The organism is Streptomyces sp. NRRL F-2580 (assembly GCF_000720115.1).
GTDB lineage: Bacteria > Actinomycetota > Actinomycetes > Streptomycetales > Streptomycetaceae > Streptomyces.
Genome location: NZ_JOIR01000044.1, coordinates 25,087 through 50,162 on the forward strand (window position 1 = coordinate 25,087; position 25,076 = coordinate 50,162).

Genomic DNA, 25,076 nt, shown 5'->3' on the forward strand with positions numbered 1-25,076 from the left:
TTCCCCCGCCTCCGCCGCCGCCCCCGCCCGCTCACACCGGGACGACCTCGGCGCGGTCCTCGACCGGGGTGTAGCCCAGGCGCTGGTAGACGCCGTTGCTCGTGGGGTTGGCCAGGTCGGTGAAGAGGAGGACCTCCGTGGCACCGGCCGCGTGCGCTGCCCGGGTCGCCGCGTGCGTGACCCCGGCGGCGTAGCCGCGGCCGCGGTGGGCGGGCGGGGTGTAGACCGGGCCGATGCGGGAGGCCGAGCCGATCGGGCGGAAGAAGCCCGCGAGGGAGACGGGCTCGCCCTCGTGCTCCCACAGCAGGGCCCCGCCGTACGAGATGCGCTCGCGCAGCGCGGTCTCGGAGGCGGTGCCGTGCCCGCCCGCTTCCTCGTGGAAGGCCTCGATCCACTCCATCAGCAACGGGAGGTCCGCCCCGGTGGCGGGGCGCGCCCGCCCGGACGGGGCGGGATCCGGGGCGACCAGGCCGGCCAGCCGGTACAGGCGGAGCTCCTCCGCGATCCGGGTGGGCCGCCCCCAGGCCGCGGCCAGCGCCTCCGCGTCCGGGCGGCGGGCGTTGAACGCGCGGACCCCGGCGAGCAGCGGCTCGGCGCGGAGCGCGGCCCCCAGCGCCCGGACCGCCTCGGCGGGAACCACGCCGAGCACCATCGGGAACGGCGGGGTGCACAGCAGCCCGCCGACGACGGTCCGGTCGGGGCCGGTCCACCAGCCGAAGACGGGGGTGCCGTCGCCGTAGGCGCCGCCGCCGCGCCGCCGCAGCCCGTCGGCCACGGTCAGCAGAAGGGTGTTGGAGACGGGCTGCGCAGCCGCGGCCGGACCCGCCGCGGCCAGATAGGCCGTCAGGTCCGTGGTGAAGGTCCAGGTCATGGCCCATCCTGGCAGGACGGGGAGCGGCCGCGCACCCGGATTTCCGTCAGGTCGGCAGCCAACGCGGCCACCACGGCGGCACGTTGTCGGGCCCGCACCGCTCCAGGTTCCCGGGATATCCGTCCAGCGTCCCCATCGTGGCGAAGGACACGAGCACCACCAGCGCGAGCACGAGCAGGAACGGCACCGGGCGCAACAGCATGGGCAGCTCTCGGCTGAGGGAGGCGGTCACCACTGCGAGGAAGGCGCATCCCGGCACCATCGGCATCAGCAGGAAGGCCATCTCGAACCGCCCGGCCGGCTCCCAGGCGGCGTCGCAGTAGGCGCGGGCGCGGGAGGCGAGCGCGATGGCGGAGCACCCGGCCGCGGCTCCGACCAGCGCCGCCGTCACCAGCAGCAGGGCCGTGGCCCCTCGCCCGGGCGGCCTCGCGGGGCCCCGGTACGAGGGCTGCGGCTGGGACGGCGGCCGAGCCGAGGGCGGGGGCTGTGGCGGCGGGTACGGAGGAACAGGGGAGTGACGCGTCGCGCCACCTCGTGACGCGGTCTTCGCCGCCTACGGTTCCGCGAAGGCCGCCCCGGAATCGCGCAGCCGCTCGTGCAGCCCGGCGAAGACGGCCGCCGCCCGGTCGCCCGGCCAGTCCGCCGGGAGCAGCTCGCGCGGCATGCCCGGGTCGGCGTACGGCAGGCGCCGCCAGGAGTCCAGCGCGAACAGGTAGCCGCGGTAGGCCTCCTCCGGCGTCGGCTCCGGGCCCGACTGGAGGGCGCGCAGGGCCGGTTCGTGCACATCGAGGAATTCCTCGTGCTGCTTGGCCAGGGCCGCCAGGTCCCACCAGCGGGCCACCGCCTCGGCGCTCGGCGCGAAGCCGAGGTGGGCCCCGCGGAACAGTTCCACGTACGGCGTCAGGTGCAGCCGCTCCAGCGTGTGCGCGGTCTCCTCGGCCAGCCGGGCCGGGGCGATCCACACGCCCGGCGCCACCGCGCCGAAACCGAGCCGGGCCAGCCGGGAGCGCAGCAGGTGCCGTTTGCTCCGCTCCTGCTCCGGAACGGAGAACACCGCCACCAGCCACTCGTCCGACAGCGGCGGACTGCCGTAGATCCGGCGGTCGCCGTCGTCCAGCAGCTGCTGGGCCTCCTCGGAGAGCCCGTACGCCGCCGAACCGTCCGCGGCGCGCGCGGGCAGCAGAAAGCCGCGCCGCTTCAGCCGGGACACCGACGAGCGGACCGACGGGGCGTCCACGCCGACCGCGCCCAGCAGGCGGATCAGCGCGGACACCGGGACCGGGCCCTCGAAGGCCCGCCCGTAGGCTCCGTAGAACGTGACGATCAGGGATCGCGGGGTGTGCTGCTCGACCACGGCTTCACTCTAGGCCGTCGGGCCGGTCGGGCGGGGTTCCATGATCCCGCAGCCGGAAGCGCTGCAGCTTGCCCGTCGCCGTGCGGGGGAGCACGGGGAGGAAGACGAAGGAGCGCGGGCACTTGTGCGGGGCCAGCTCCGCCCGCATGAAGGTGCGCAGCGCCTCCTCCGTGAGGACCACGCCGTCACGTGTGACGGTGTACGCCACCACGACCTGCCCGCGTCGCTCGTCCGGGCGGCCCACCACCGCCGCCTCCACCACGTCCGGGTGGCGCAGCAGGGCTTCCTCCACCTCCGGGCCCGCGATGTTGTAACCCGCCGAGACGATCATGTCGTCGGCCCGGGCGACGTAGCGGAAGTAGCCCTCCGGATCGCGCACGTAGGTGTCACCGGTCAGGTTCCAGCCGCCCTGTACGTACTCCCCCTGCCGAGGATCGGCCAGGTAGCGGCAGCCCACCGGGCCGCGTACGGCCAGCAGCCCCGGCTCGTTGTCCGTGACGGGACGTCCGGCGCGGTCCACCACCCGCGCCTGCCAGCCAGGGACCACCCGGCCGGTCGTGCCGGGCCGGATCTCCTCGTCGGCGGCGGAGATGAAGATGTGCAGCAGCTCGGTCGCCCCGATGCCGTTGATGATCCGCAGGCCGGTGCGCTCGTGCCAGGCCTGCCAGGTGGCGGCGGGCAGGTTCTCCCCGGCCGAGACGCAGCGGCGCAGCGCGGACAGGTCGTACGTGCCCACGTCGTACGGCCCCAGGGCGTCCAGCATCGTCCGGTACGCGGTGGGGGCGGTGAACAGCACCGTCACCCGGTGCTCCGCGAGGGCGGGCAACAGCCGGCGCGGCACCGCCTCCTCCAGCAGCAGCGCGGACGCGCCCGCCCGCAGCGGGAAGACGACCAGGCCGCCGAGGCCGAAGGTGAACCCGAGCGGCGGGCTGCCCGCGAACACGTCGTCCGGGCGGGGGCGCAGCACGCTGCGGGAGAAGGTGTCGGCGACGGCGAGCAGGTCGCGGTGGAAGTGCATGCAGCCCTTGGGCCGTCCGGTGGTCCCGGAGGTGAAGGCGATCAGGGCGACGTCGTCGGCGGAGGTCGGGGCGGCCTGGTAGGGCCCCTCGTGTCTCTCGGCCAGCCGCAGCAGGTCGTCCTGCGCCACGCCCCCATAGGCGGTGATCCGCAGCCCCGGCACCTCGGCCTTGACCAGGTCGTCCAGCACGTCGGCATGGCACAGGGCGTGCTGGACCCGGGCCATCGCGCAGACCGTGGCCAGCTCCTTCGCGCGCTGCTGGGGCAGTACGGTAACCGCCACCGCGCCCGCCTTCATGACCGCCAGCCAGCAGGCGGCGAGCCAGGGGCTGGTGGGCCCGCGCAGCAGCACCCGGTTGCCGGGGACGACGCCGAGGTCGACGGTGAGTACGTGGGCGAGGCGGTCCACGCGCTCGCGCAGCCCTCCGTACGTCCACACCTCGCCCGCCCCGCTGCGGAAGGCCGGGCGGTCGGCGCCCCCGGGGCGGAACCGGGCGATGGTGGCGTCGAGCAGCTCCACCCCGCAGTTCAGCCGGTCGGGATAGGCCAGTTCGGGCAGATCGAAGACGAGCTCCGGCCAGGTGTCGGCGGGTGGCAGATGGTCACGGGCGAAGGTGTCCGTGTGAGCGGAAGGCATGAGGTCCAAGGCGGGTCGCCCCCTGCAGCGGTCCGGAGTGGGGTGGGGCCGGCCGTGCTGTTGCCACACGAGCGTATCGTGATGGTGACGGCAGTCAACAGGACGCGATAGATGCGGGGACATTCGGATGACCGGATTCGCGCTCGGGGTGGACCAGGAGGAGTGGTGCGGGCAGTTGCGCGCACTGGCGGCCGACAGGCTGAGGCCGCTGGCCGAGAAGGGGGAACCGGGCAGGGTCAACCGGCCGCTGCTCGCCGCGCTCGGCGAGCTGGGCCTGCTGGAGCGGGTGTTCGCCTCGGGCGCGCTGGAACTGTGCCTGCTGCGCGAGTCCCTCGCCTACGGCTGTACGGAGGCCGAGACCGCACTCGCCCTCCAGGGACTGGGCGCGTACCCGGTGCTCCGGGCCGGGAGCGAGGCGCAACGGGAGCGCTGGCTGCCGCAGGTGCGCGCCGGGCGGGCGGTGGCGGCCTTCGCCCTGAGCGAGCCGGGAGCCGGCTCGGACGCGGCGGCCTTGGCGCTTGCGGCCGCGGCCGACCCGGACGCCCGGGGCGGCTGGCGGCTCAGCGGACAGAAGTGCTGGATCTCCAACGCCCCGGAAGCGGATTTCTACACCGTGTTCGCCCGGACGGGTGAGGGGCCGGGGGCCAAGGGGGTCTCCGCCTTCCTCGTCCCGGCCGACCGTCCCGGACTCTCCGGCGAACCGCTGGACATGCTCTCCCCGCACCCGATCGGCTCCCTGACCTTCGACGGGGTCCCGGTCGGGCCGCGGGACCTGCTCGGCGAACCAGGGCGGGGCTTCCGCGTCGCGATGGACACCCTGAACCTCTTCCGGCCGAGCGTCGGCGCCTTCGCGGTGGGCATGGCCCGGGCCGCGCTCGACGCGACGCTCGCGTACACGGCGGGCAGGGCGGCGTTCGGCGGAACGCTGAGCGACCTCCAGGCGGTGGCGCACCGGGTGGCCGAGATGGCCACCCGCACGGAGGCGGCCCGGCTGTTGGTGTACGCGGCGGCCGGGGCCTACGACCGGGGCGCCGCGGACGTTCCGCGCCGGGCGGCCATGGCGAAACTGCTGGCCACGGAGACGGCCCAGTACGTGGTCGACCACGCCGTCCAGCTGCACGGGGCGGTCGCCCTGCGCCGGGGCCACCTGCTGGAGCACCTCTACCGGGAGGTGCGGGCGCCGAGGATCTACGAGGGGGCGAGCGAGGTGCAGCGCACGATCATCGCGAAGGAGCTGTACGGGACCCTGCCGGGGCCGCCGGCCGGGCCGTCGGCCGGAGAGGCGGCCGGGCGATGAGCCTCGACCGGATCAACCCGGCGGAGCTGTCGCCGGCGACGGGCTTCTCGCACGCCGTCGCGGCGAGCGGATCCCGGCTGGTGTTCCTGGCGGGCCAGACCGCGCTGGACGGGTCGGGCAAGGTGGTGGGGGAGGGCCTGCCGGAACAGTTCGAGGTGGCCCTGACCAACCTCCTGGCCGCCCTCGCGGCGGCGGGCGGCTCCCCGGCGGACCTGGCCCGGGTGACGGTGTACGCCGTGGACGTGCCGGCGTACCGCGCCTGCGCGGCCGAACTGGGCCGCGTCTGGCGCCGGCTGGCGGGCCGCGACTACCCGGCGATGGCCGTCATCGGAGTGGTCCGCCTCTGGGACGACCAGGCCCTGGTCGAACTCGACGGCATCGCGGTGCTCCCGTAACCGTCCCAGAGGAGCGGACCCCTACCGCTCAGCTCCGCGCACGGGTCCGGCGGTACTCGGCCGTCGTGACGCCGCCGACGCCCCAGTCTTCCAGAGCGACCTCGTCGATGAGCACGAAGGTGGTGGCCGGGTCCTTGTCGAGGACCCTGACCAGCAGGTCGGTCACACCGGCGATGATCTCGGCCTTCTGGGCGGCGGTGGCGCCCTCACGGGTGATCTTGACGTTGACGTACGGCATGGCGGTGGATGTCCTTCCGATGGGCGGGGAGTGCGCGGAGTACGCGGGCGAGCGGCAGGGGTTCAGACGGCGCGGCCGGTCACATGACCGCCGTCCACGCGCAGGGCGTGGCCGGTGACGAACGTGGCGCCCGCGAGGTAGAGCACGGCGTCGGAGACCTCGGGGGCCTCGCCGACCCGGTTCAGCAGGGCCAGTCCGCCGAAGGAGTCCACGTCGGAGCCCGCGTGCAGTGGGGTGCGGATGATGCCGGGTGACACGAGGTTGACGCGGATCCCGTCGGCGGCGAGCTCGGCGGCCAGGCTGGTCGTCAGCGCGTGCACTCCGGCCTTGCTGACCACGGGTGCGGAGGCCGGGAAGCCGGCCAGCGCGTGGTCCACCAGGACGGTGCCGATGTTGACGATGCTGCCGCCGCGGCCCTGGGCGCGCAGCGCCCGCACCACGGCCTGGGTGGTGAGGTAGGTCCCCTTGAGGTTGCCCGTCAGGAATCCGTCGAGCTCGGCCTCGGTGACCTCGGCGAAGGGCTTCGAGGCGAAGGTGCCCGCGTTGTTCACCAGGACGTCGATTCCGCCGAACCGGTCGAGCGCGGTACGGACGAGGGCCTCGCCGGTCTCCGGTTCGGCGATGGCACCCGCGACCCAGGCGGTCCGCTCCGGGTGACCGAGACCGGCGGCGGCCTTGGCGAGGCGGTCGGAATCCCGGCCGTTGAGGACGACGTTGGCACCACTCGCCAGGAAGGCGCGGGCGATGTCCAGCCCGATGCCGCTGGAGGAGCCGGTGACGATTGCGGTGACGGCGTTGGAGCTGGCGTTGGCGTTGGCGTTCATGGTGTGTGCCTTCCGGGCGAGGGGTCCGTCCTGCTGACACCAGAAAACCTACGAACCATCAACCCATAACACCACGACGAAAATTGAAGCATGCCATAATCCCACGTTATGGATGTGGATCTGCGCGACCTTGAGCTCCTGGACGCCACCGCCGAGGCCGGCTCGCTGACCGCGGCCGCCGAGAGGCTCTACGTGAGCCAGCCGGCACTCAGTCAGCGGCTCACCCGCCTGGAGGCCCGCCTGGGCATGCCCCTCTTCGACCGCAAGGGCCGCCGCCTGGTCCCCACCCCCGCCGGCCGCCGGATGCTCGTGGCGGCCCGCCAGGTCCTCGGCGAACTGGCCTCGGCCTCCCGGGACTTGAGGGAGATCCGCGACGGGCGCGACCGGCGGGTCCGCTTCACCGCGCAGTGCAGCACGACCTTCCCCTGGCTGCCGCCCGTACTGCGCGCCTTCCGCGAGCGCGCGCCGGACGTCGACGTACGCCTGGAGACCGTCCCCGACGACGCTCCGATCCCGGCACTGCTCGCCGACCTGGTCGACGTCGCGCTGGTCACCAAGCCGGATGTGCAGATGGACCGGGTGTCCCTGACCAGGCTGTTCGACGACGAGATGATGGCCGTGGTGCCGGCCGGGCACCCGTGGGCCGCGCGGGCGCACCTGACCGCCCGTGACTTCGACGGCGTCGACCTGGTCCTCTACGACGGCTACGACCAGAGCCGCATCCCCTCGACGCCGCTGCCGATCCCGCCGGGGTCCCGGCCCGGCCGGATCACCATCATGCCGGTGGTCACCGAACTGGTGGTCGAGATGGTCGCGGGCGGCCAAGGCGTGACGGTCCTGCCCAACTGGGTGGCCGCCCCGTACGTCGCCTCGCACGGCCTCGCCCTCGTGCGGATCGGCGCGAAGCCGATGACCCGCACCTGGTTCTGCGCCACCCGGACCGGGCCGCGCCCGCCCCACCTGGAGGCCTTCGTCGAGGAACTCACGGCGTGCCTGACGGCCCCCCGGGCCGCGCTCCCGGGCGGAGGCTGAGAGTCCCGTCCGCGTGCCGATCCCGCCCCTCGCGGGGCGCCGGCAGCGCCCCCGGCAGCGTCCAGGCGTACGGGTCCGGGGAGAAGGCGTGCAGTCGCTTGACGAGCCTGGCGGTCGACCACGGCCAGGAGAACGTGTTGACGCCCGGGACGCCGAAGTAGTAGCCGGACCCGTTGGCGGGGCTGTAGACGGTGGTGCGCAGCGCCTCGCGCAGGGCCCGCTGGTGGGCTTCCTCGGCTTCGGGCCTGACGTCCATGGCGGCGCACCCGCTGGCCCGCAAGTGGGTGAGGGCGCCGGCGATGTAGCGGAGCTGGGCCTCCAGGACGGTGGGTACGGCAGTGGTGCCGGTGAGCAGGTTCGGCCCGACGAGGAGGAAGAGGTTGGGGTATCCGCTGACGCTGGTGCCCAGGTAGGCGCGGCGGTCGTCCGCCCAGGTCCGGGCCAGCGGAACGCCGCCGGTGCCGTGCAGCCGGCCGGCCAGGGGGATCTCGCCGACGTGGTAGCCGGTGGCGAGGACGATGACGTCGGCGGGTGCGCGCCGGCCGTCGGCTCCGATGACGTGGGAGCCTTCCACAGCGGTCGCGCGGGTGGGATGCAGGCGGACGTTGGGCCGGGTGAGGGTGGGGTAGTAGGTGTCGGAGGTGATCAGACGGCGGCCCCCGAGGCGGTAGTGGGGAGTGAGCGCCTCGCGCAAGGCCCGGTCCGGCACGGAAGTGCGCAGGTGCAGGCGGGCCACGGCCTCCAGGGGCCGCAGCAGGCGGGGGTGGCGCAGCGGCAGGCCGACGGCCTCCTGGGTCCAGTGGTGCATGCCGCGCAGCGCGCGGCGTGCGGCCGGATGGCGCCCGAGGAAGCCGTGCAGCCGGGCGGGCAGGGGGTAGTCGGGCTTCGGGAGCACCCAGTGCGGTGTGCTCTGGAAGACGTCGAGGCGAGCGGCCTCCGGCTGGATCTCGGGCAGGAACTGGACGGCGGACGCCCCGGTGCCGACCACCGCGATACGGCGCCCGGCCAGTTCGGCGTCGTGGTTCCAGCGGGCGGAGTGGAAGACGGGGCCGGGGAAGGCGTCGAGGCCGGGGATGGCGGGACGGCGGGGCCGGTGCCAGGGGCCGGTGGCGACGATCACGGCCCGGGCCGTGTACGCACCTGTCGTGGTCTCCAGGTTCCAGCGGTGCGCCCCGGGCTCCCAGCGGGCGTCCAGCACCTCGGTGCCGTAGCGGATCGCGTCGTCCGCGCCGTGCGTGGACGCGGTGAGCCGCAGGTAGTCGAGGATCTCGGAGCGGTCGGCGAAACAGCGGCTCCAGGGGTGGGGAGCGAAGGAGTACTCGTACAGCATCGCGGGCACGTCGCACCCGCATCCCGGGTAGGTGTTGTCCCGCCAGGTCCCGCCGAGGCGATCGGCCTTCTCCAGCACCACGACGTCGTCGATCCCGGCCCGGCGCAGGGCGATCACGGCGGCCACACCCGACAGACCGGCCCCGATGACGACGACCTCCGCCGCCTGACGGTTACTGCCGGAGGTTTCCCGGGCCACGTCTGCTCCCTCCCCGCGCGGTGAGCATCACGGCCGGTGCCGGATCGCTCTCGAAAGTGACATGACGGTCACTCAGGGCGACCGATCCTAGGCCCTCCCGTCATCGGGCGGGGGGTCGCGCCGTGCACGTGGCTCGTACGAGTGATCTTGCCGGGCAGGTGAAATCCCTTGCCCCGTTCTGTGGTTGGCTGCCGGTCATGACGACGAGGGACGCACCGTCCGGGGCCGGTGGTCCGCAGCATGCCGTCGAAGACCCGGGACGGCATCTCCCGTACCCCAGCGGTTGGTTCTGTCTGGCACGCTCGCGCGAACTCGCCCCCGGCAACGTCCTGACCCGCCGGTTCATGGGCGAGGACGTCGTCCTCTACCGCACCCGCGACGGCCGGGCCCGCGCGGTGCACCCGTACTGTCCCCACCTCGGTGCCCATCTCGGGGCGGGCGGCACCGTCGAGGGCCAGTACCTGGTGTGTCCCTTCCACCGCTTCGCCTTCGCCCCGGACGGCACTTGCGCCTCGACGCCCCACGGCCCGCCACCGCGCGCCCGCCTGCAGCACCACGCCGTCAGCGAGCGCAACGGCTTCCTCTTCGCCTGGAACGAACCGGACGGCGCCCCGCCCACCTGGGAGGTTCCCGGCACCCTCCAGGCGGGGGTCGTGCCGACGGCCGCCTGGAGCACCGACGTGCGCACCCACCCCCAGGAAATCATCGAGAACACCCTCGACTACCGGCACCTGCCCGTCCTGCACCACGTGGCCGTACGGGAACTCGAACCCCCGACGGTCCAGGGCGCCCTCCTGCGCATGCGCCTGCGCCTGGGACCGGACCGGCCGGCCGCCCTGAGGCGGCGGATCCAGGCCGACCATTCGTTCCTCATGGCGGGGCTGGGACACCTCCGCGTCGAACTCCCGCTGCCCCGGCTCGGTCTCGTCAGCTACCTGTGGGCCATGCACACGCCGACCGGGCCCCGGCACACCCGCATGCTCGTGGCGACGGCCTGTGCGGACCTCCACGCGCCGGACGCCGCGGCAGCTCCACTCCCGCGGCGCGGCCTGCACCGGGCCTTCGCCCACGCGATGCTGAGGACCGCGGTCGGCAAAGTCCGCCAGGACCTGAGGATCTGGAACACCAAACGCTACGAGCCGCAGCCCCGCCTCGCCGCGAACGACGAGGCGATCGGCCTCTTCCGCCACTGGGCCCGCCAGTTCTACCCGCCGCCCTGACGCGCGTACGGGGCGCCCGGCCCGGTCGACAAGACATCCCTAGCCCTCCAGCAGGCGGCCCATCCACTCCTCGATCCCGGCGACCGTGCGCGGCAGTGCGCCCGACATCAGGCGGGCGCCGTCCGCCGTGATCACCAGGTCGTCCTCGATGCGGACCCCGATGCCCCGCAGCGCCGCCGGGAGCGTCTCGTCGTCCGGCTGGAGGTACAGGCCCGGCTCCACCGTGAGGACCTGGCCCTCCTCCAGGACGCCCTCGAGGTAGGTCTCCGCCCGCGCCTTCGCGCAGTCGTGCACGTCCAGCCCCAGCATGTGCCCGCTGCTGCACAGCGTGTACCGGCGGTGCAGGTCGCCCTCCGCGTCCTTCAGGACGCCCCACTCCGCCAGGCCCTCCGCGATCACCCGCATGCCGGCCCGGTGGAAGTCGCCGAAGCTCGCGCCGGGGCGCAGCGCCGCCATGCCCGCCTCCTGCGCGGCCAGGACCAGTTCGTAGACCTGCCGCTGGACGGGGGAGAAGCGGCCCGACAACGGGAGGGTGCGGGTGATGTCCGCCGTGTAGAGGGTGTCCGTCTCCACGCCTGCGTCCAGCAGCAGCAGTTCGTCCCCGTTCAGCCGGCCGTCGTTGCGGATCCAGTGGAGGGTGCAGGCGTGGGCGCCCGAGGCCGCGATGGTCTCGTACCCGGTGCCGTTGCCCTCGGCCCGCGCGCGCAGGCCGAAGACCCCCTCGATCCACCGCTCCCCGCGCGGATGCGCCAGGGCGCGCGGCAGGGCCCGTACGACGTCCTCGAAGCCGGCCGCCGTGTGGTCCACGGCCAGCTGGAGCTGCTCGACCTCCCACGCGTCCTTCGCCAGGCGCAACTCCGAGAGGGCGGAGGCCAGTTCCGGGTCGCAGGCCGCGTCGCGGCCCGCCGGTGACCCCAGCTCGTCCAGGTGCGCGCAGCGGATGCCGGTGAGGCGCTGCGCCTCCGCCAGGTCCGGCCGGCGGCCCACCCAGAACTCCCCGTACCTGCGGTCCCGGAAGAACTCCTCGTTCCCGCCCGCCCGCGGCGAGCGCGGCCGCAGGTACAGCACTGCCTCGTGGGCGTGCGGGCCCGACGGCTCCATGACCAGGACGTGACCCGCCTGGTCCTCGCCCGTGAGGCCGGTCAGCCAGGCGTACGCGCTGTGCGGGCGGAACCGGTGGTCGCAGTCGTTGGAGCGGACCTTCAGCTCGCCGGCCGGGACGATCAGCCGCTCGCCGGGGAAGCGGGCCGAGAGCCGTGCCCGGCGGGCCGGGGTGACGGCGTACCCCGGTACGCGTGCGGAGTCGGGGAGCGGGGAAGTGGCCCAGTCGCCCGCCATGAAGCGGGACAACTCCGGGGATACCGGGCGGTCGTGACTGCCCGTGTTGAGGAGGGCGGGGGTCTCGGTCACGAGGCTCCTTCAAGAATGATGCGAACTGATGGGCGCACAGGTCTTGTCAGTGCAATTTCACATTACTATGTTACAGCTCACACCGCGGCACGTTAACCCCCGTCAAACGCCGTGTGACCCAGGGCAGTTCACGCACCACCCCCCACCTCACCTCTCTCCCCATCAGGAGTTCTCGGTGCTCAAGCACAGAGCTGTGCGCTCTTCCCTTCTCGCCTCCGCCGTGGCCGTGACCCTCCTCGCCACCGCGGGACAGGCCACGACGCAGGCCGCCGAGTCCGCGGCGCCGGCCCCCTTCACCGCCGCCCGGACCGCTCCCGCCCCCGGTCCCACGGGGAACCCGTTCGACGAGGTCGACCGCCTCGCCAACGCGAAGGACAACACCCCGGCGCCCGCCCCGGCCCCCGGCGGACAGGCCATCACCGGCCAGGTGCCCGGCGCGGCGACCGCCGCCGCGCCCGCCGACGACCTGGAGAAGCGCGGCAAGGCGGCCAAGGCGGCCCCCACCGCGAAGAGCGTCGCCGCCGGCGTCCCCTGCACCCTCGACGGGATCACGAACCTCACCCCGGAGCAGTTCGCCGACTTCCTCGGCGACCAGGCCGTCCTCGCCGACGGCTGCCTGCGCGGTCTCATCTGGACCTGGGACGCCCGCCTGGCCCCGGTGATGTCGGACGCGCACGTCCAGGCCGTCGCCCGCCGAATATCCGCCCTGGCCGCCGCCCACGACGGCCGCAACTCCTCCCACCTGGAGGAGATGTTCACGTACCTGCACGCGGTCGCCTACCACGACTTCTCACGCGACGAGATCGACGTCACCGACGCCCCGACCGTCGCCGCGACCCGCAAGGCCATCGACGACTTCGGCAACGCCGCGCGGACCTTCGACGTCACCCCCTCCAACGCCCGCACGCTGCGCGAGGCCCTCTACGCCGCGGGCCCCGGCCTGCGCCAGCACCAGCTCGGGCTCATCAAGAAGGTCCTGGCCACCATGGACCCGGCGCACCCCGCCACGAATCTCGACGCCACCTGGGCCGGCGCCGTCCTCGCCGCGCTCTCGACCAACTACCTGGGCGTCTACCCGGGCAACGAGGACACCGCCTTCCACGCCGCCGTCTCCGCCGACCCCGCCTACCGCGCCGCCTTCAAGGCCTTCGCCGGCTACACCCACCTCAAGGGGACCGGCAACGCCTGGGTGGCCCGCGACGCGCTCGGCGAGTACGGCCGCTTCGGCCAGGTCGACGGCCTGCGGGGCCAGATCGCCACCGACCTCGGCGCGCTGCTGGGGCCCGTCAAGACCGGCTTCGGCGACGGCAGCGAGCAGTGGGCCAAGCTCGTCTCCTGGCTGAACTTCTACGAGGCGTGCAAGCCGTACGGGGTGTGCAAGGAGGACATCGAGAAGCAGCTCTTCCCCTACACCTACTCCTACGACAACGGCGCCATCAAGGTCCGCACCGCCCTGGACCGGGCCACCGTCGACCAGCTGTACTACGCGAGCAAGCAGGTCAAGGCCCAGTACCACCGCGTGCTCGGCACCGAGCAGCCGATCGCGGGCGACCCCAACACCACGCTCAACATCGTGCTCTACGCCTCCCGCGCCGACTACGTGAACTACCACCCGATCCTGACCGGCTACGGCACCAACAACGGCGGCATCTACATCGAGAACGGCGCCACCTTCTACACCTACCAGCGCCGCGTCCCGCAGGACTCCTCCCTCACCCTGGAAGAGCTCTTCCGCCACGAGTACACGCACTACCTCAACGGCCGCTACGCCGTCCCCGGCTTCTTCGGCGAGGGCCCCTGGTACGAGGGCGACCGCACGACCGCCATGGACGAGGGCACCGCCGAGTTCTTCGACGGCGCCACCCGCGACAACGGCATCGCCGTCCGCAAGTCCCTCGTGAAGAGCGTCATCAGCGACACCTCGGGCGGCGGCCCGCGCATGAGCGTCGAGCAGCTGCTGAACGCCACCTACGACGGCGACGGCTTCCGCTTCTACAGCTACGCCGGCACCTTCTTCGAGTTCCTGTGGACCGAGAAGCCCACCCTGCTGCGCGAGATGTACACCCACCTGCGCAACAACGACGTGGCGGCGTACGACTCCTGGCGCCACCGGATGGGCGCCGACAGCTACCTCCAGCGCGACTACGACCGCTTCCTGGACGCGCAGATCGCCAAGGTCGACCAGCTCTACGTGCCGAACACCTCCTTCACCCCCAACGACCAGCTGCGCGACTCCGCGCTCGCGTCGGTGAAGTCGGCCTTCGCCAAGGCCACGTACAACACCCCGGACTGCGTGGAGAACGGCGACGCCGGCAAGCGCCGGTTCGCCTGTACCGGCCGGATCACCGCCAACCTGAAGAACTGGCGCAGCGACGACCAGAACTTCAAGGACATGTCGGAGACGGTCGACTACTTCATCCTCGACCGGGCGGGCGCGGCCTCCAACAACCTCGCCGACATGAACTGCTCCTTCGGTCCGCTGGAGATCTGGAGCAACAACAAGGCGGGCACCTCGAGTTACAGCTGTGAGGGACCGCTCCGCAGCTGACCCGGCACCGGACCGGTCCCGCGCCTGAGGAGGGTGCGGGACCGGTCCGGGCAGGTCTGGGCAGCCAATAAAGAATGTGACATATTACTGCCGTGCTCAAGAGACACTCCCTGGACGCCGTGATCATCGGCGCCGGCGTCGTCGGGGCGGCCTGCGCCTACTACGCGGCCCGCGCCGGGCTCGCCGTGGCCGTGGTCGACCGCGGAGCCGTCGCCGGCGGCACGACCGGCGCCGGCGAAGGCAACCTGCTCGTCTCCGACAAGGAGGCGGGCCCGGAGCTCGACCTGGCCCTCCTGTCCACCCGGCTCTGGACCGAACTCGCCGCGGTCCTCCCGCCCGCGATCGAGTACGAGCCCAAGGGCGGGCTCGTCGTCGCCCCGGACGACGCCACCGTGCGGGCCCTGCGGAGCTTCGCCGAGGGCCAGCGCAAGGCCGGGGTCGACGCGGTCGAGGTGCCCGCGGACGCCCTACAGGAGCTGGAGCCGCACCTGGCCCCGGGCCTGGCGGGCGGGTTCCACTACCCGCAGGACGCCCAGGTCCAGCCGGCCCAGGCGGCGGCGCGGCTGCTCGCCGCGTCCGGGGCCGAGGTGTACCTCGGCGAGGAGGTGACGGGCGTCCTGCTGGACCGGGGCGCCGTACGAGGCGTGCGCACCCCGCGCCGCGAACTCCTGGCCCCGGCCGTGGTGAACGCGGCCGGCACCTGGGGCGGCCGCATCGCCGAGCTGGCCGGCGTCACCCTGCCCGTCCTCCCGCGCCGCGGCTTCGTCCTGGTGACCGAGCCGCTCCCGCGACTGGTCCGGCACAAGGTCTACGCCGCCGACTACATCGCGGACGTCGCCAGCGGCTCCGCCGCCCTGCAGTCCTCGGCGGTGGTCGAGGGCACCCCCTCGGGCCCGGTCCTGATCGGCGCCACCCGGGAGCGGGTCGGCTTCGACCGCTCCCTCTCGACGGAGGCCCTGCGCCGGCTGGCCGCGCAGGCGGCGGCGCTCTTCCCGGTGCTGGCCGACGTCCGGGTCCTGCGCACCTACCACGGCTTCCGCCCCTACCTCCCCGACCACCTCCCGGCGATCGGCCCCGACCCCCGGCGCCCGGGCCTCCTGCACGCCTGCGGCCACGAGGGAGCCGGCATCGGCCTGGCCCCGGCCACCGGCGCCCTGATCACCGCCGCCCTGACGGGCGCCGAACCCCCGCTCCCCCAGGCCCCCTTCCACCCGGCGCGCTTCGACCAGGACCCGGCCCGATGACGGTCCGGGGAGAAGGCGCGCGCAGCGCGACCCGGTACCGGCCCGCGCCCCCCACCCGTACCGCGCCCGCGCCCGAGGAGAACCGCCGATGAGCCAGACCCCGCGCACCCTCGTCGGCGGAGCCCCCTCTGCCACGTACGTCCTGCGCTTCGACGGCCGCGAACTCACGGCCCAGGCGGGCCAGAGCATCGCCGCCGCGCTCTGGGGCGCGGGGATCCTGGCCTGGCGGACCACCCGCGAGGGCGGCGCCCCGCGCGGCGCGTTCTGCGGGATCGGCAGCTGCTACGACTGCCTCGTCACCGTCAACGGCCGCCCGAACCAGCGCGCCTGCCTGGTCCCGGCCCGCCCGGGGGACACCGTCACCACCCAGGAGGGAACCGGCCGTGCCGACCTCACCGTCTGACCCCGCCGCCTTCACCGACGCCGCCTCGGCCGACGCCGCCTTCGACCTCGCCGTCGTCGGCGCCGGGCCGGCCGGGCTCGCCGCGGCCGTCACCGCCGCCGGGCTCGGCCTGCGGGTCGCCGTGCTCGACGCGGGGGACCGCCCCGGCGGGCAGTACTACCGTCACCCCGCCCCGGGCCTCGGCGCTGCCCGCCCCGAGGCCCTGCACCACGGCTGGGCCGACTTCGCCCGTCGCGAAGCCGCCCTGCGCGTCCACGAGTCGGCGGGCCGGATCACGTACCTCCCGGCCCACCACGTCTGGGCCGTGGTCCCGGACGGCGGCGGCTGGACACAGCACGCCGTCGCCGGTCCCGAGGAGGCCGCCGCCGCCCTGCGCGCCCGGGCCGTGCTCCTCGCCACCGGGTCGTACGAGCGGCAACTGCCCTTCCCCGGCTGGACCCTGCCCGGCGTGGTCGGGGCCGGCGGGGCCCAGGCCATGCTCAAGAGCGGGCTCGTCCTGCCCGGCAGGCGGGTCGTCGTCGCCGGGAGCGGTCCGCTGCTGCTCGCCGTCGCCGGCTCGCTCGCGGCCGCCGGGGCCCGGGTGCCGGCCGTGGTCGAAGCCGCGGCGTACACCGCGTACGCCGGCCACCTCCCCGCCCTGCTCCGCAACCCCGGCAAGCTCGCCGAAGCCGCCACGTACGGCAGCGCCCTCGTGCGCCGCCGCATCCGCCTCCTCACCCGGCACGCCGTGACCGAAGCCCACGGCACCGACCGGGTCGAGGCCGTCACCGTGGCCCGGCTCGACAGGGACTGGCGGCCGCTGCCGGGTACCGCCCGCCGGATCCCCTGCGACGCCCTCGCCGTCGGGCACGGGCTCGTCCCGCAGCTGGAGCTGGCGACCGGCCTTGGCTGCGCCACCCGCCGGACCGCCGACGGCACCGTCGCGTTGGCGCTGGACGCCCAGCAGCGGACCTCCGTCCCCGGGATCTGGTCCGCGGGGGAGACCGGCGGCATCGGCGGCGCCCAACTGGCCCTCGTCGAGGGGGAGATCGCCGCCCACGCGATCGCAGGCCGGCCCGCGCCCGCCGCCCTCACCGGCCGCCGCGCCCGCCTGCGCGGCTTCGCCGAGGCCATGGGCGCCGCCCACCGGCCCGGCGACGGCTGGACCGGCTGGCTCCGCGACGACGCCGTCGTGTGCCGCTGCGAGGAGGTTCCGGCCGGCCGGATCCGCGAGGCCGTCGCCGATCTGGGCGCCCGGGACGCCCGTACGGTCAAACTCCTCACCCGCTCCGGAATGGGCTGGTGCCAGGGCCGCATGTGCGGACCTGCCGTCGCCGCCCTCGCCGGCGGCGAGCCCGGGCCCGACCGGCGGCCCCTGTCCTGCCCGGTCCCGCTGCGCCACCTCGCGCAACTGCCCCCGGCGGACGACTGATCGGGCGGCCCGGCCTCTTGTGGCCGCTCCACACCCACTAGTAAAATGTCACACATCACTCTAGGGAGCTCTCTCATGACCGACGCGCACACCCCCGCGCCCACCACCGGTACGGACACCCGCACCCGCCCCTGGCACGGCATCATGGTCGCCACCGCCCTCCCCCTGCGCGAGGACCTCACCGTCGACTACGACGCCTACGCCGAACACGTGGCCTGGCTGATCGCCAACGGCTGCGACGGCGTGGTCCCCAACGGCTCCCTCGGGGAGTACCAGACCCTCACCGACGAGGAGCGCGCGCGGGTCGTGCGCACCGCCGTCGAAGCCGCCGGCGACGGCGCCCGCGTGATGCCCGGCGTCGCCGCGTACGGCAGTGCCGAGGCCCGCCGCTGGGCCGAGCAGGCCGCCGAGGCCGGCGCCGGCTCCGTACTCCTCCTGCCGCCCAACGCCTTCCGGGCCGACGAGGAGACCGTACGCGCCCACTACGCCGAGGTCGCCCGCGCCGGGCTGCCCGTCGTCGCGTACAACAACCCGTACGACACCAAGGTGGACCTGACCCCGGCCCTCCTCGCCCGGCTGCACACCGACGGCTCCATCGTCGCCGTCAAGGAGTTCAGCGGGGACGTGCGCCGCGCCTACGAGATCGCCGAACTCGCCCCCGGCCTCGACCTGCTCATCGGCGCCGACGACGTCCTGCTCGAACTCGCCCTCGCGGGCGCCGTCGGCTGGATCGCCGGCTACCCCAACGCGCTCCCCAACTCCTGCGCCACCCTCTACCGGGCCGCCGTCGCCGGGGACCTCACCACCGCCCTGCCGCTCTACAAGTCCCTGCACTCCCTGCTGCGCTGGGACTCCAAGACCGAGTTCGTCCAGGCCATCAAGCTCTCCATGGACCTGGCCGGGCGCCCCGGCGGCGCCACCCGTCCGCCCCGCTTCCCGCTCACCGGCGACACCGAGGCGGCCGTCCGCGCCGCCACCGAGAAGGCCCTCGCCGAGGGCCTCAACTAACCGACTGGAGGGGACGCCAGATGCGTACGCGCCACGTCTACCACGCGGTGGACTCGCACACCGAGGGCATGCCGACCCGGGTGATCACCGGGGGAGTCGGGGTGATCCCCGGTGCCACCATGGCCGAGAAGCGGCTCCACTTCATCGAGCACACGGACCACGTCCGCACCCTGCTCATGTACGAGCCGCGCGGGCACTCCGCGATGAGCGGCGCCATCCTGCAGCCCCCCACCCGCCCCGACGCCGACTTCGGCGTCCTCTACATCGAGGTGTCCGGCCTGCTCCCCATGTGCGGGCACGGCACCATCGGTGTCGCCACCGTCCTCGTCGAGACCGGCATGGTGCCCGTCGTCGAGCCGGTCACCACGGTCCGGCTCGACACCCCGGCCGGACTGGTGAGCGTCGACGTCCGCGTCGAGGACGGTGCGGCCACCGCCGTCACCCTCACCAACGTCCCCTCCTTCAGCGTCGGCCTCGACCTCAAGGCCGAGGTCGCCGGCTTCGGCACGGTCACCTACGACCTGGCCTACGGCGGCAACTTCTACGCCTTCGTCGAACTCGACGCCCTCGGCCTCCCCTTCGACCGCGCCCGCAAGGACGACCTGCTCGCCGCCGGACTCGCGGTCATGGACGCGATCAACGCGGGCGACGACCGGCCCGTCCACCCCGAGAACCCCTCCATCGCCGGGGTCAAGCACGTCTACCTCGCCGCCCCCGGCTCCGACGCCCGCCGCTCCCGGCACGCCATGGCCATCCACCCGGGCTGGTTCGACCGCTCGCCCTGCGGTACGGGCACCAGCGCGCGGATGGCCCAGCTGCACGCCCGCGGCCTCCTGGAGCTCGGCGCGGACTTCGTCAACGAGTCCTTCATCGGCACCGAGTTCACCGGGCGGCTGGTCGCGCGGACCACCGTCGGCGGACTCCCGGCCGTGGTCCCCACGGTCACCGGCCGGGCCTGGATCACCGGCACCGCCCAGTACTTCCTCGATCCGGCCGACCCCTTCCCCGGAGGCTTCCTCCTGTGATCACCGTCCGAACGGTGGACTACCACACCGCCGGCGAGCCGTTCCGGATCGTCGACTGCGGCGCGCAGGGCCCGGCGGTGCCCGGTGATACCGTCGCCGAGCGCTGTGCCACCGCCATCGGCCCGGGTGGCTCGGGGACCGCCCCGCGCCGGGGCGCGCTCGACGACGTACGGCGCCTGCTCGTGCAGGAGCCGCGCGGACACGCCGGGATGTACGGGGGGTTCGTGGTCCCGGCCGACGACGACGGGGCCCACTTCGGCGTGCTGTTCTGGCACAAGGACGGCTACTCCACCGCGTGCGGCCACGGCACCATGGCCCTCGGCGCCTGGGCCGTGGACACCGGCCGGGTCGCCGCCCCGGACGACGGCGACGCCCAGGTGCGCATCGACGTACCGTCCGGGCGGGTCACCGCGACCGTGCACCGGGACGGCGGCCGCACCACCGGGGTCACCTTCCGCAACGTGCCGGCCCGGGTGGGCGCCCGCAAGGTCCCCGTCGCCACCACCCTCGGCCTCGCCGAGGTGGACATCGCGCACGCCGGGGCCTGCTACGCCTCCGTCCGCGCCCGCGACCTCGGCCTGGACGTCTCCCGGTCCTCCCTGCCCGCCCTGGTGCGGGCCGGCCGGGAGATCCGGGCCGCGCTCGCCACGCACCCCGCCACCTGGCACCCCGACGGCCCGCTGCTGTCCGGGGTGTACGGGGTGATCCTCCACGAGGAGCTCCCGGACACTCCGTTCGGGCCGCACCAGCGCAACGTCACCGTGTTCGCGGACGGCCAGATCGACCGCTCGCCCTGCGGCTCCGGCACCTCGACGCGGCTCGCCCTGCTCGCGGAGGACGGGCGGCTCGGCCCCGGCGAGGACCTGCTGCACGAGTCGGTCACCGGCACGATGTTCACCGGACGGATGCTGGACGGCGGGGTCACCGAGGTCACCGGCACCGCCTACCGCACCGGCGAACACTCCTTCGTGCTCGACCCGCACGACGCGCTGGGGACGGGATTCCCGTGGTGAGGCGGTCCGATGTGGGGAGGTCCGCCGGGCCGGCCCCGGCCGCGTCGGCCGCCGCGGCGCCGGCCACGGCCCCGGCGGGTCCGGTTGCGGGCGGGCTCCCGCAGTTGGGCGCCGACGCCATGGCCGAGCTCCTGACCCCGGCGGCGGCGGCGGATGCCCTGGCGGAGGTCCTTCGGGCCGGGCTGGATCCCGAGAACTGTCCGCAGCGTACGGCGCTCGCCGTACCCGGCGGCGAACTGCTGCTGATGCCGGCCGCGTCCGGCTCGTACGCCGGGGTGAAGATCGCCGGGGTGGCGCCCGGCAACCCGGCCCGCGGGCTGCCCCGGATCACCGGCTCCTACCTGCTGCTGGACGGGCCCACCCTGCGCCCGCTGGCCCTGCTCGACGGAGCCGCCCTGACCACCCTGCGCACGCCGGCCGTCTCCGCCCTCGCGCTGCGCCACCTGGCCCCGGCCGGCCGCCCGCTGCGGCTGGTGCTCTTCGGCTCCGGACCCCAGGCCTATGGGCACCTCGAAGCGGCGCTCTCGGTCCGGGAGTTGGCCGAGGTGGTGGTGGTCGCCCGCGACCCGGCGGGCGGGGAGCGGCTCGCCGCGCACGCCCGCGGCCTGGGACTGCCCGCCCGGACCGGTACCCCGAAGGCGGTGGCCGACGCGGATCTGGTGATCTGCTGCACCACCGCCCGGGAACCGCTCTTCGACGGGCGCCTCGTCGGCCCGGGCGCCACCGTCGTCGCCGTGGGCTCGCACGAGCCGACCGCCCGGGAGACGGACACGGCCCTCGTGCGACGCGCGGCCGTGTACGTGGAATCCCGCGCGGCGGCCCTGCGGGAGGCCGGTGACCTGCTGGTCCCGGAGGCGGAGGGGGCGATCGGGCCCGGCCACATCACCGGCACCCTCGCCGACCTGGTCGCGGGGCGGATGCCGGCGGGCGGAGCGCAGAGTTGTCCACAGCTCTTCAAGAGTGTGGGCATGGCCTGGGAAGATCTCGCCGTGGCGGTCGCGCTGTGGGAGGCCGCCGGAGTGTGAGCAGCGCAACGTGACATTGTACGCTGTTCCTCTGCGCGTCGGTGGTGTCGGGGGTCTCGGAGGAAATGCAATGGGTGACCTGAAGCAGCACAGTCTCATCAAGGCCCAGGAACGGCTCCGCGACCAGGTAGGCCACGCACTGCGAGCCGCCCTGATAGCGGGTGAGCTGCGCCCCGGCAGCGTCTACTCGGCTCCCGGCCTCGCGACCGAACTCGGAGTCTCGGCCACCCCGGTGCGCGAGGCGATGCTCGACCTGGCCCGGGAGGGACTGGTCGAGCCGGTCCGCAACAAGGGTTTCCGGATCACCGAGGTCAGCGAGCGCGACCTGGACCAGTTCACCGAACTGCGCACGATGATCGAGGTGCCGACCATCGGCCGGATCACGAAGATCGCCACGACGGAGCAGCTGGAGGCGCTGCGGCCGATCGCGGAGGAGATCGTCACCAGCGCGCGCGAGCACAACCTCATCGGTTACCTGGAGGCGGACCGCCGCTTCCACCTCACGCTGCTCGGGCTCGCGGGCAACGACCGGCTCGTCGAGACCGTCGGCGACCTGCGCAAGCGGTCCCGCCTGTACGGGCTGACCGGCCTGGACGAGGCCGGCAAGCTCGTCTCCTCGGCGGAGGAGCACATCGAGCTGCTCGACCTGATGATCAGCGGCGACGCCGCGGCGGCCGAGGCCTGCATGGTCCGCCACCTCGGCCACGTCCGCTCGCTCTGGGCCCAGGGCCGCGACGAACCGGTCGGCCGCACCCCGGGCGGCCTCGGCTCCGGCCTCTAGACCCGGCGGCAGCCGCCGGTCCACCGCCTATCCTGTGGGGATGATCAAGCCGGTAGAGCTCGTGATATTCGACTGCGACGGTGTCCTGGTCGACAGTGAACGCCTCGCGGTACGCCTCCAGGTGGAGCTCGGGGCGGAGTTGGGCTGGCCGCTGACCGCGGACGAGGTGGTCGAGCGCTTCATCGGCCGCTCCAAGGAGTCGATCGTCGAGCAGCTCGCCGAGCGGCTCGGCGTGCAGACGGCCGCGCTCTGGTGGAAGCGGCTCATCGAGCGGCACCGGGACGCGGTGGACCTCGGGCTGGACCCGGTGGAGGGGCTGCCCGAGGCGCTCGCCGCCATCACCCTGCCGACCTGCGTCGCGTCCAGCGGCTCGCACGAGAAGATGCGGCACACCCTGGGGCGCACCGGTCTGTACGGCCACTTCGAGGGCCGTATCTTCAGTGCGAGCGAGGTCTCCCGGGGCAAGCCCGCCCCGGACCTCTTCCTGCATGCCGCCCGCACGATGGGCTTCGACCCGCAGGTGTGCGCGGTGGTCGAGGACAGCGGGCCCGGCGTCCGGGCGGCCAGGGCGGCCGGGATGCGCGCGTTCGGCTACTCCGGCGGCCCGACGCCCGCCGGGCGGCTCGAAGGCCCCGGCACGATCGTCTTCGACGACATGCGCAAGCTTCCGGAACTGCTCGCCGCGATCTGACACCCGGCCCCGTCCCCCGGGTCGCGTCCGAGCCTGCCTCCCCACACCGAGCCTCCCAACACCGCACCGGGCAGAGGGATTTGGACACGGCTGAATAACGGGCCGCTCAACCCCTTGTCAGTACAATTTCACATTACTATGTTACCGGTCACACCCTAGAGCGCGGCCCTTCACTGGAGTGACCCATGACCAAGCGCACCCAACTCGCCCTCGCCACCGCCCTGGTGGCAGCACTCGCACTCGGCGCCTCGGGCTGCTCCGACACGAAGAAGGGCTCCGCCGGCGCCGGCGCGTCCAACCCCGCCGCCGCCAACGACGGCAAGATCCTCGGCGGCGCCCCGGTCAAGGGCGGCACCCTCACCGTCCTGTCCAACCAGGACTTCGCCCACCTCGACCCCGCCCGCAACTGGGTCATGCCGACCATGGACTTCGGCACGCGCCTCCTCTACCGCACCCTCGTCACCTTCAAGGCCGAGCCCGGCAAGGCCGGCAGCGAGCTGGTCCCCGACCTCGCCACCGACCTCGGCACCCCCTCCAACGGCGGCCGCACCTGGACCTTCACCCTCAAGGAGGGCGTGAAGTACGAGGACGGCACCCCGGTCAGGGCCCAGGACGTCAAGTACAACGTCGAGCGCTCCTTCGCCCCCGACCTCACCGGCGGCCCCGACTACGCGGCCCAGTACCTGGCCGGGACCGAGGGCTACAAGGGCCCGCTCCAGGGGCAGCACCTCGACTCCGTCAAGACCCCCGACGACCGCACGATCGTCTTCGAACTCAAGCGACCGGTGGCCGAGTTCTCCGCGACGGCCACCCTGCCGACCTTCTCGCCCGTGCCCCAGTCCCAGGAGAAGGGCACCCAGTACGACGCCCGCCCGTTCTCCTCCGGCCCTTACAAGATCGAGTCGTACGACCGCGACAAGAAGCTGGTCCTGGTCCGCAACGAGCACTGGGACGCGAAGACCGACACCGTGCGCAAGGCCTACCCCGACAAGTTCGTCGTCGTCATGGGCCTCAAGGGCGGCCAGGTCGACGACCGCATCATCGCCGGCGAGGGCCCCGACGCCTCCACCGTCCAGTACGCCGACATGCGCCCCGAGAGCGCCCCCAAGGTGCTGCCCAAGCCGGACGTCAAGGCGCGCCTGATCGCGGAGTCCAAGGGCTGTACCGAGATGCTCTTCCTCAACAACTCCCGCGCCCCCTTCGACGACCCCAAGGTCCGCGAGGCCGTGCAGTACGCCGTCGACAAGGAGGCCGTGGTCACCGCCGGCGGCGGGCCGGCCCTCAACGAGATCGCCACCGCCTACCTGCCCCCGGCGCTGACCGGCGGCAAGCAGGCCGACACGCTGAAGATCGCCCCGGCCGGCGACCCGGCCAAGGCCAAGGAACTGCTGAAGGCCGCCGGCAAGGAGAAGCTCAAGGTCTCCCTGTCCGTCTCCACCGGCGACAAGAACGTCGCCGAGGCCATCCAGCAGGGCCTGTCCCGCGCGGGCATCGAGGTCGTCATCGACACCGTCGACCCGGGCGCGTACTACGACGTCATCGGCGATCTGTCCACCACCCCCGACATGACCTTCACCGGCTGGTGCCCCGACTACCCGTCCGGCTCCACTTGGATCCCGTTCGTCTTCGACGGACGCACCATCAAGGACAAGGGCAACCAGGGCAACTACAGCCAGTTCCGCGACGAGGCGACCATCAAGCGGATCGACGAGATCAACAACATGGCCGACGCGAAGCAGGCCAACCAGGCCTGGATCGACCTGGACGCGGAGCTCATGAAGAAGTCCCCGTCCATCCCGGTCCTGCTGGAGCGCAAGCCGCTGCTCGTCGGCCCCAACATCGCCGGCGCGTTCGGCCACCCGGTGTGGACCGGCGAGATCGACTACGCGACGGTCGGCCTCAAGGACCCGTCGAAGAGCCAGGGCTGAGGGCCCGAGGGATCCCCGCAGCCATGACCACCACCGCACCGGTCCCGGACGACCGGGCACCCCTGGGCCCTGACGGCACCCCGCCCCCAGGTGCCGCCCACGCCGTCGGCAGCGCCCACGCCGTCGGCAGCGCCCCGGCCCCCGGCAGCGCCCCGGCCCCCGGCACTGCCCCAGCC

Annotated in this window: 23 protein-coding genes; 15 read left to right on the plus strand and 8 right to left on the minus strand. The window is 73.6% G+C overall.

The features are described 5' to 3' along the window. Nucleotides 1-31: 31 nt before the first annotated feature. The 4 genes from IF88_RS0133925 to IF88_RS0133940 all read right to left on the minus strand — a co-directional run bounded on the left by IF88_RS0133925 (nt 32) and on the right by IF88_RS0133940 (nt 3,879). On the minus strand, nt 32-871 hold the full coding sequence (locus tag IF88_RS0133925; RefSeq protein ID WP_030721482.1) for a GNAT family N-acetyltransferase: 840 nt from the start codon (nt 869-871) through the stop codon (nt 32-34). Nucleotides 872-917: 46 nt separating this feature from the next. Next, entirely contained in the window at nt 918-1,262 is a 345-nt protein-coding gene (locus IF88_RS45925) for a hypothetical protein (RefSeq protein ID WP_051838017.1), read from the minus strand. A 162-nt stretch (nt 1,263-1,424) separates the two neighbouring features. Next, nucleotides 1,425-2,225, minus strand: coding sequence for a PaaX family transcriptional regulator C-terminal domain-containing protein (locus tag IF88_RS0133935; RefSeq protein WP_030721489.1), 801 nt, complete (start codon nt 2,223-2,225; stop codon nt 1,425-1,427). A 4-nt stretch (nt 2,226-2,229) separates the two neighbouring features. Then, complete coding sequence (locus tag IF88_RS0133940; protein ID WP_030721492.1) at nt 2,230-3,879, minus strand: AMP-binding protein; 1,650 nt, start codon at nt 3,877-3,879, stop codon at nt 2,230-2,232. A 127-nt stretch (nt 3,880-4,006) separates the two neighbouring features. Between IF88_RS0133940 and IF88_RS0133945 the strand changes: the two genes are divergently transcribed. Further along, nucleotides 4,007-5,176, plus strand: coding sequence for an acyl-CoA dehydrogenase family protein (locus tag IF88_RS0133945; protein ID WP_037808044.1), 1,170 nt, complete (start codon nt 4,007-4,009; stop codon nt 5,174-5,176). Beyond that, a complete protein-coding gene (locus IF88_RS0133950; RefSeq protein ID WP_030721497.1) occupies nt 5,173-5,571 on the plus strand; it encodes a RidA family protein in 399 nt (132 codons plus the stop codon). The genes IF88_RS0133945 and IF88_RS0133950 overlap by 4 nt, the downstream gene beginning before the upstream one ends. 28 nt (nt 5,572-5,599) lie before the next feature. Here IF88_RS0133950 and IF88_RS0133955 read toward each other — a convergent pair whose 3' ends face one another. Together IF88_RS0133955 and IF88_RS0133960 are read right to left on the minus strand one after the other, a co-directional pair. After that, nucleotides 5,600-5,809: a tautomerase family protein gene (locus IF88_RS0133955; protein WP_030721511.1), complete on the minus strand. Its 210-nt coding sequence runs from the start codon at nt 5,807-5,809 to the stop codon at nt 5,600-5,602. A 62-nt stretch (nt 5,810-5,871) separates the two neighbouring features. Then, complete coding sequence (locus IF88_RS0133960) at nt 5,872-6,633, minus strand: SDR family NAD(P)-dependent oxidoreductase (RefSeq protein WP_051838018.1); 762 nt, start codon at nt 6,631-6,633, stop codon at nt 5,872-5,874. Between the two features lie 108 nt (nt 6,634-6,741). Here IF88_RS0133960 and IF88_RS0133965 point away from each other — a divergent pair, with 108 nt between their 5' ends. Further along, nucleotides 6,742-7,665 carry a LysR family transcriptional regulator gene (locus IF88_RS0133965; RefSeq protein ID WP_051838019.1) on the plus strand — a complete coding sequence of 308 codons (924 nt, stop codon included), beginning with the start codon at nt 6,742-6,744 and terminating at the stop codon, nt 7,663-7,665. Here the strand turns inward: IF88_RS0133965 and IF88_RS0133970 are convergent. After that, the gene (locus tag IF88_RS0133970) at nt 7,616-9,193 is read right to left on the minus strand and encodes a flavin-containing monooxygenase (RefSeq protein WP_063754877.1); all 1,578 of its coding nucleotides are present in this window, start codon (nt 9,191-9,193) and stop codon (nt 7,616-7,618) included. The two genes, IF88_RS0133965 and IF88_RS0133970, sit on opposite strands and share 50 nt — an antisense overlap. A 197-nt stretch (nt 9,194-9,390) precedes the next feature. On the opposite strand from IF88_RS0133970, the gene IF88_RS0133975 reads away from it, so the two are divergent. Next, the gene (locus IF88_RS0133975; protein WP_078893308.1) at nt 9,391-10,413 is read left to right on the plus strand and encodes a Rieske 2Fe-2S domain-containing protein; all 1,023 of its coding nucleotides are present in this window, start codon (nt 9,391-9,393) and stop codon (nt 10,411-10,413) included. Nucleotides 10,414-10,452: 39 nt separating this feature from the next. Here IF88_RS0133975 and IF88_RS0133980 read toward each other — a convergent pair whose 3' ends face one another. After that, a complete protein-coding gene (locus tag IF88_RS0133980; protein WP_030721522.1) occupies nt 10,453-11,823 on the minus strand; it encodes an aminopeptidase P family protein in 1,371 nt (456 codons plus the stop codon). 175 nt (nt 11,824-11,998) lie between these two features. Here IF88_RS0133980 and IF88_RS0133985 point away from each other — a divergent pair, with 175 nt between their 5' ends. The 11 genes from IF88_RS0133985 to IF88_RS0134035 all read left to right on the plus strand — a co-directional run bounded on the left by IF88_RS0133985 (nt 11,999) and on the right by IF88_RS0134035 (nt 24,900). After that, nucleotides 11,999-14,371: a collagenase gene (locus IF88_RS0133985; protein WP_030721523.1), complete on the plus strand. Its 2,373-nt coding sequence runs from the start codon at nt 11,999-12,001 to the stop codon at nt 14,369-14,371. A gap of 92 nt (nt 14,372-14,463) precedes the next feature. Beyond that, on the plus strand, nt 14,464-15,615 hold the full coding sequence (locus IF88_RS0133990; protein ID WP_030721525.1) for an NAD(P)/FAD-dependent oxidoreductase: 1,152 nt from the start codon (nt 14,464-14,466) through the stop codon (nt 15,613-15,615). A gap of 88 nt (nt 15,616-15,703) precedes the next feature. Continuing rightward, complete coding sequence (locus tag IF88_RS0133995) at nt 15,704-16,018, plus strand: (2Fe-2S)-binding protein (protein WP_030721527.1); 315 nt, start codon at nt 15,704-15,706, stop codon at nt 16,016-16,018. Further along, the gene (locus tag IF88_RS0134000; protein ID WP_030721530.1) at nt 15,999-17,429 is read left to right on the plus strand and encodes an NAD(P)/FAD-dependent oxidoreductase; all 1,431 of its coding nucleotides are present in this window, start codon (nt 15,999-16,001) and stop codon (nt 17,427-17,429) included. Before IF88_RS0133995 ends, IF88_RS0134000 begins: the two co-directional genes overlap by 20 nt. A gap of 75 nt (nt 17,430-17,504) precedes the next feature. Next, entirely contained in the window at nt 17,505-18,437 is a 933-nt protein-coding gene (locus tag IF88_RS0134005; protein WP_030721532.1) for a dihydrodipicolinate synthase family protein, read from the plus strand. A gap of 20 nt (nt 18,438-18,457) precedes the next feature. Next, a complete protein-coding gene (locus IF88_RS0134010) occupies nt 18,458-19,462 on the plus strand; it encodes a proline racemase family protein (protein ID WP_030721534.1) in 1,005 nt (334 codons plus the stop codon). After that, nucleotides 19,459-20,475: a proline racemase family protein gene (locus IF88_RS0134015; protein ID WP_030721536.1), complete on the plus strand. Its 1,017-nt coding sequence runs from the start codon at nt 19,459-19,461 to the stop codon at nt 20,473-20,475. The genes IF88_RS0134010 and IF88_RS0134015 overlap by 4 nt, the downstream gene beginning before the upstream one ends. 119 nt (nt 20,476-20,594) lie before the next feature. Then, nucleotides 20,595-21,500: an ornithine cyclodeaminase family protein gene (locus tag IF88_RS0134020; protein ID WP_037808074.1), complete on the plus strand. Its 906-nt coding sequence runs from the start codon at nt 20,595-20,597 to the stop codon at nt 21,498-21,500. 70 nt (nt 21,501-21,570) lie between these two features. Next, on the plus strand, nt 21,571-22,281 hold the full coding sequence (locus IF88_RS0134025) for a GntR family transcriptional regulator (protein ID WP_037808050.1): 711 nt from the start codon (nt 21,571-21,573) through the stop codon (nt 22,279-22,281). A 40-nt stretch (nt 22,282-22,321) separates the two neighbouring features. Continuing rightward, entirely contained in the window at nt 22,322-22,972 is a 651-nt protein-coding gene (locus IF88_RS0134030; RefSeq protein WP_030721542.1) for an HAD family hydrolase, read from the plus strand. A 185-nt stretch (nt 22,973-23,157) separates the two neighbouring features. Further along, nucleotides 23,158-24,900, plus strand: a complete 1,743-nt coding sequence (locus tag IF88_RS0134035; RefSeq protein ID WP_030721543.1) for an ABC transporter substrate-binding protein — start codon at nt 23,158-23,160, stop codon at nt 24,898-24,900. The last annotated feature ends 176 nt before the right edge of the window (nt 24,901-25,076 follow it).

Excerpts from the sequence above, each read along its gene's own strand:
- IF88_RS0133925 (WP_030721482.1), bottom strand. The coding sequence starts at position 871 with ATGACCTGGACCTTCACCACGGACCTGACGGCCTATCTGGCCGCGGCG.
- IF88_RS0133940 (WP_030721492.1), bottom strand. The coding sequence starts at position 3,879 with ATGCCTTCCGCTCACACGGACACCTTCGCCCGTGACCATCTGCCACCC.
- IF88_RS0133945 (WP_037808044.1), top strand. The coding sequence starts at position 4,007 with ATGACCGGATTCGCGCTCGGGGTGGACCAGGAGGAGTGGTGCGGGCAG.
- IF88_RS0133950 (WP_030721497.1), top strand. The coding sequence starts at position 5,173 with ATGAGCCTCGACCGGATCAACCCGGCGGAGCTGTCGCCGGCGACGGGC.
- IF88_RS0133955 (WP_030721511.1), bottom strand. The coding sequence starts at position 5,809 with ATGCCGTACGTCAACGTCAAGATCACCCGTGAGGGCGCCACCGCCGCC.
- IF88_RS0133960 (WP_051838018.1), bottom strand. The coding sequence starts at position 6,633 with ATGAACGCCAACGCCAACGCCAGCTCCAACGCCGTCACCGCAATCGTC.
- IF88_RS0133965 (WP_051838019.1), top strand. The coding sequence starts at position 6,742 with ATGGATGTGGATCTGCGCGACCTTGAGCTCCTGGACGCCACCGCCGAG.
- IF88_RS0133975 (WP_078893308.1), top strand. The coding sequence starts at position 9,391 with ATGACGACGAGGGACGCACCGTCCGGGGCCGGTGGTCCGCAGCATGCC.
- IF88_RS0133995 (WP_030721527.1), top strand. The coding sequence starts at position 15,704 with ATGAGCCAGACCCCGCGCACCCTCGTCGGCGGAGCCCCCTCTGCCACG.
- IF88_RS0134005 (WP_030721532.1), top strand. The coding sequence starts at position 17,505 with ATGACCGACGCGCACACCCCCGCGCCCACCACCGGTACGGACACCCGC.
- IF88_RS0134010 (WP_030721534.1), top strand. The coding sequence starts at position 18,458 with ATGCGTACGCGCCACGTCTACCACGCGGTGGACTCGCACACCGAGGGC.
- IF88_RS0134020 (WP_037808074.1), top strand. The coding sequence starts at position 20,595 with ATGGCCGAGCTCCTGACCCCGGCGGCGGCGGCGGATGCCCTGGCGGAG.
- IF88_RS0134025 (WP_037808050.1), top strand. The coding sequence starts at position 21,571 with ATGGGTGACCTGAAGCAGCACAGTCTCATCAAGGCCCAGGAACGGCTC.
- IF88_RS0134030 (WP_030721542.1), top strand. The coding sequence starts at position 22,322 with ATGATCAAGCCGGTAGAGCTCGTGATATTCGACTGCGACGGTGTCCTG.
- IF88_RS0134035 (WP_030721543.1), top strand. The coding sequence starts at position 23,158 with ATGACCAAGCGCACCCAACTCGCCCTCGCCACCGCCCTGGTGGCAGCA.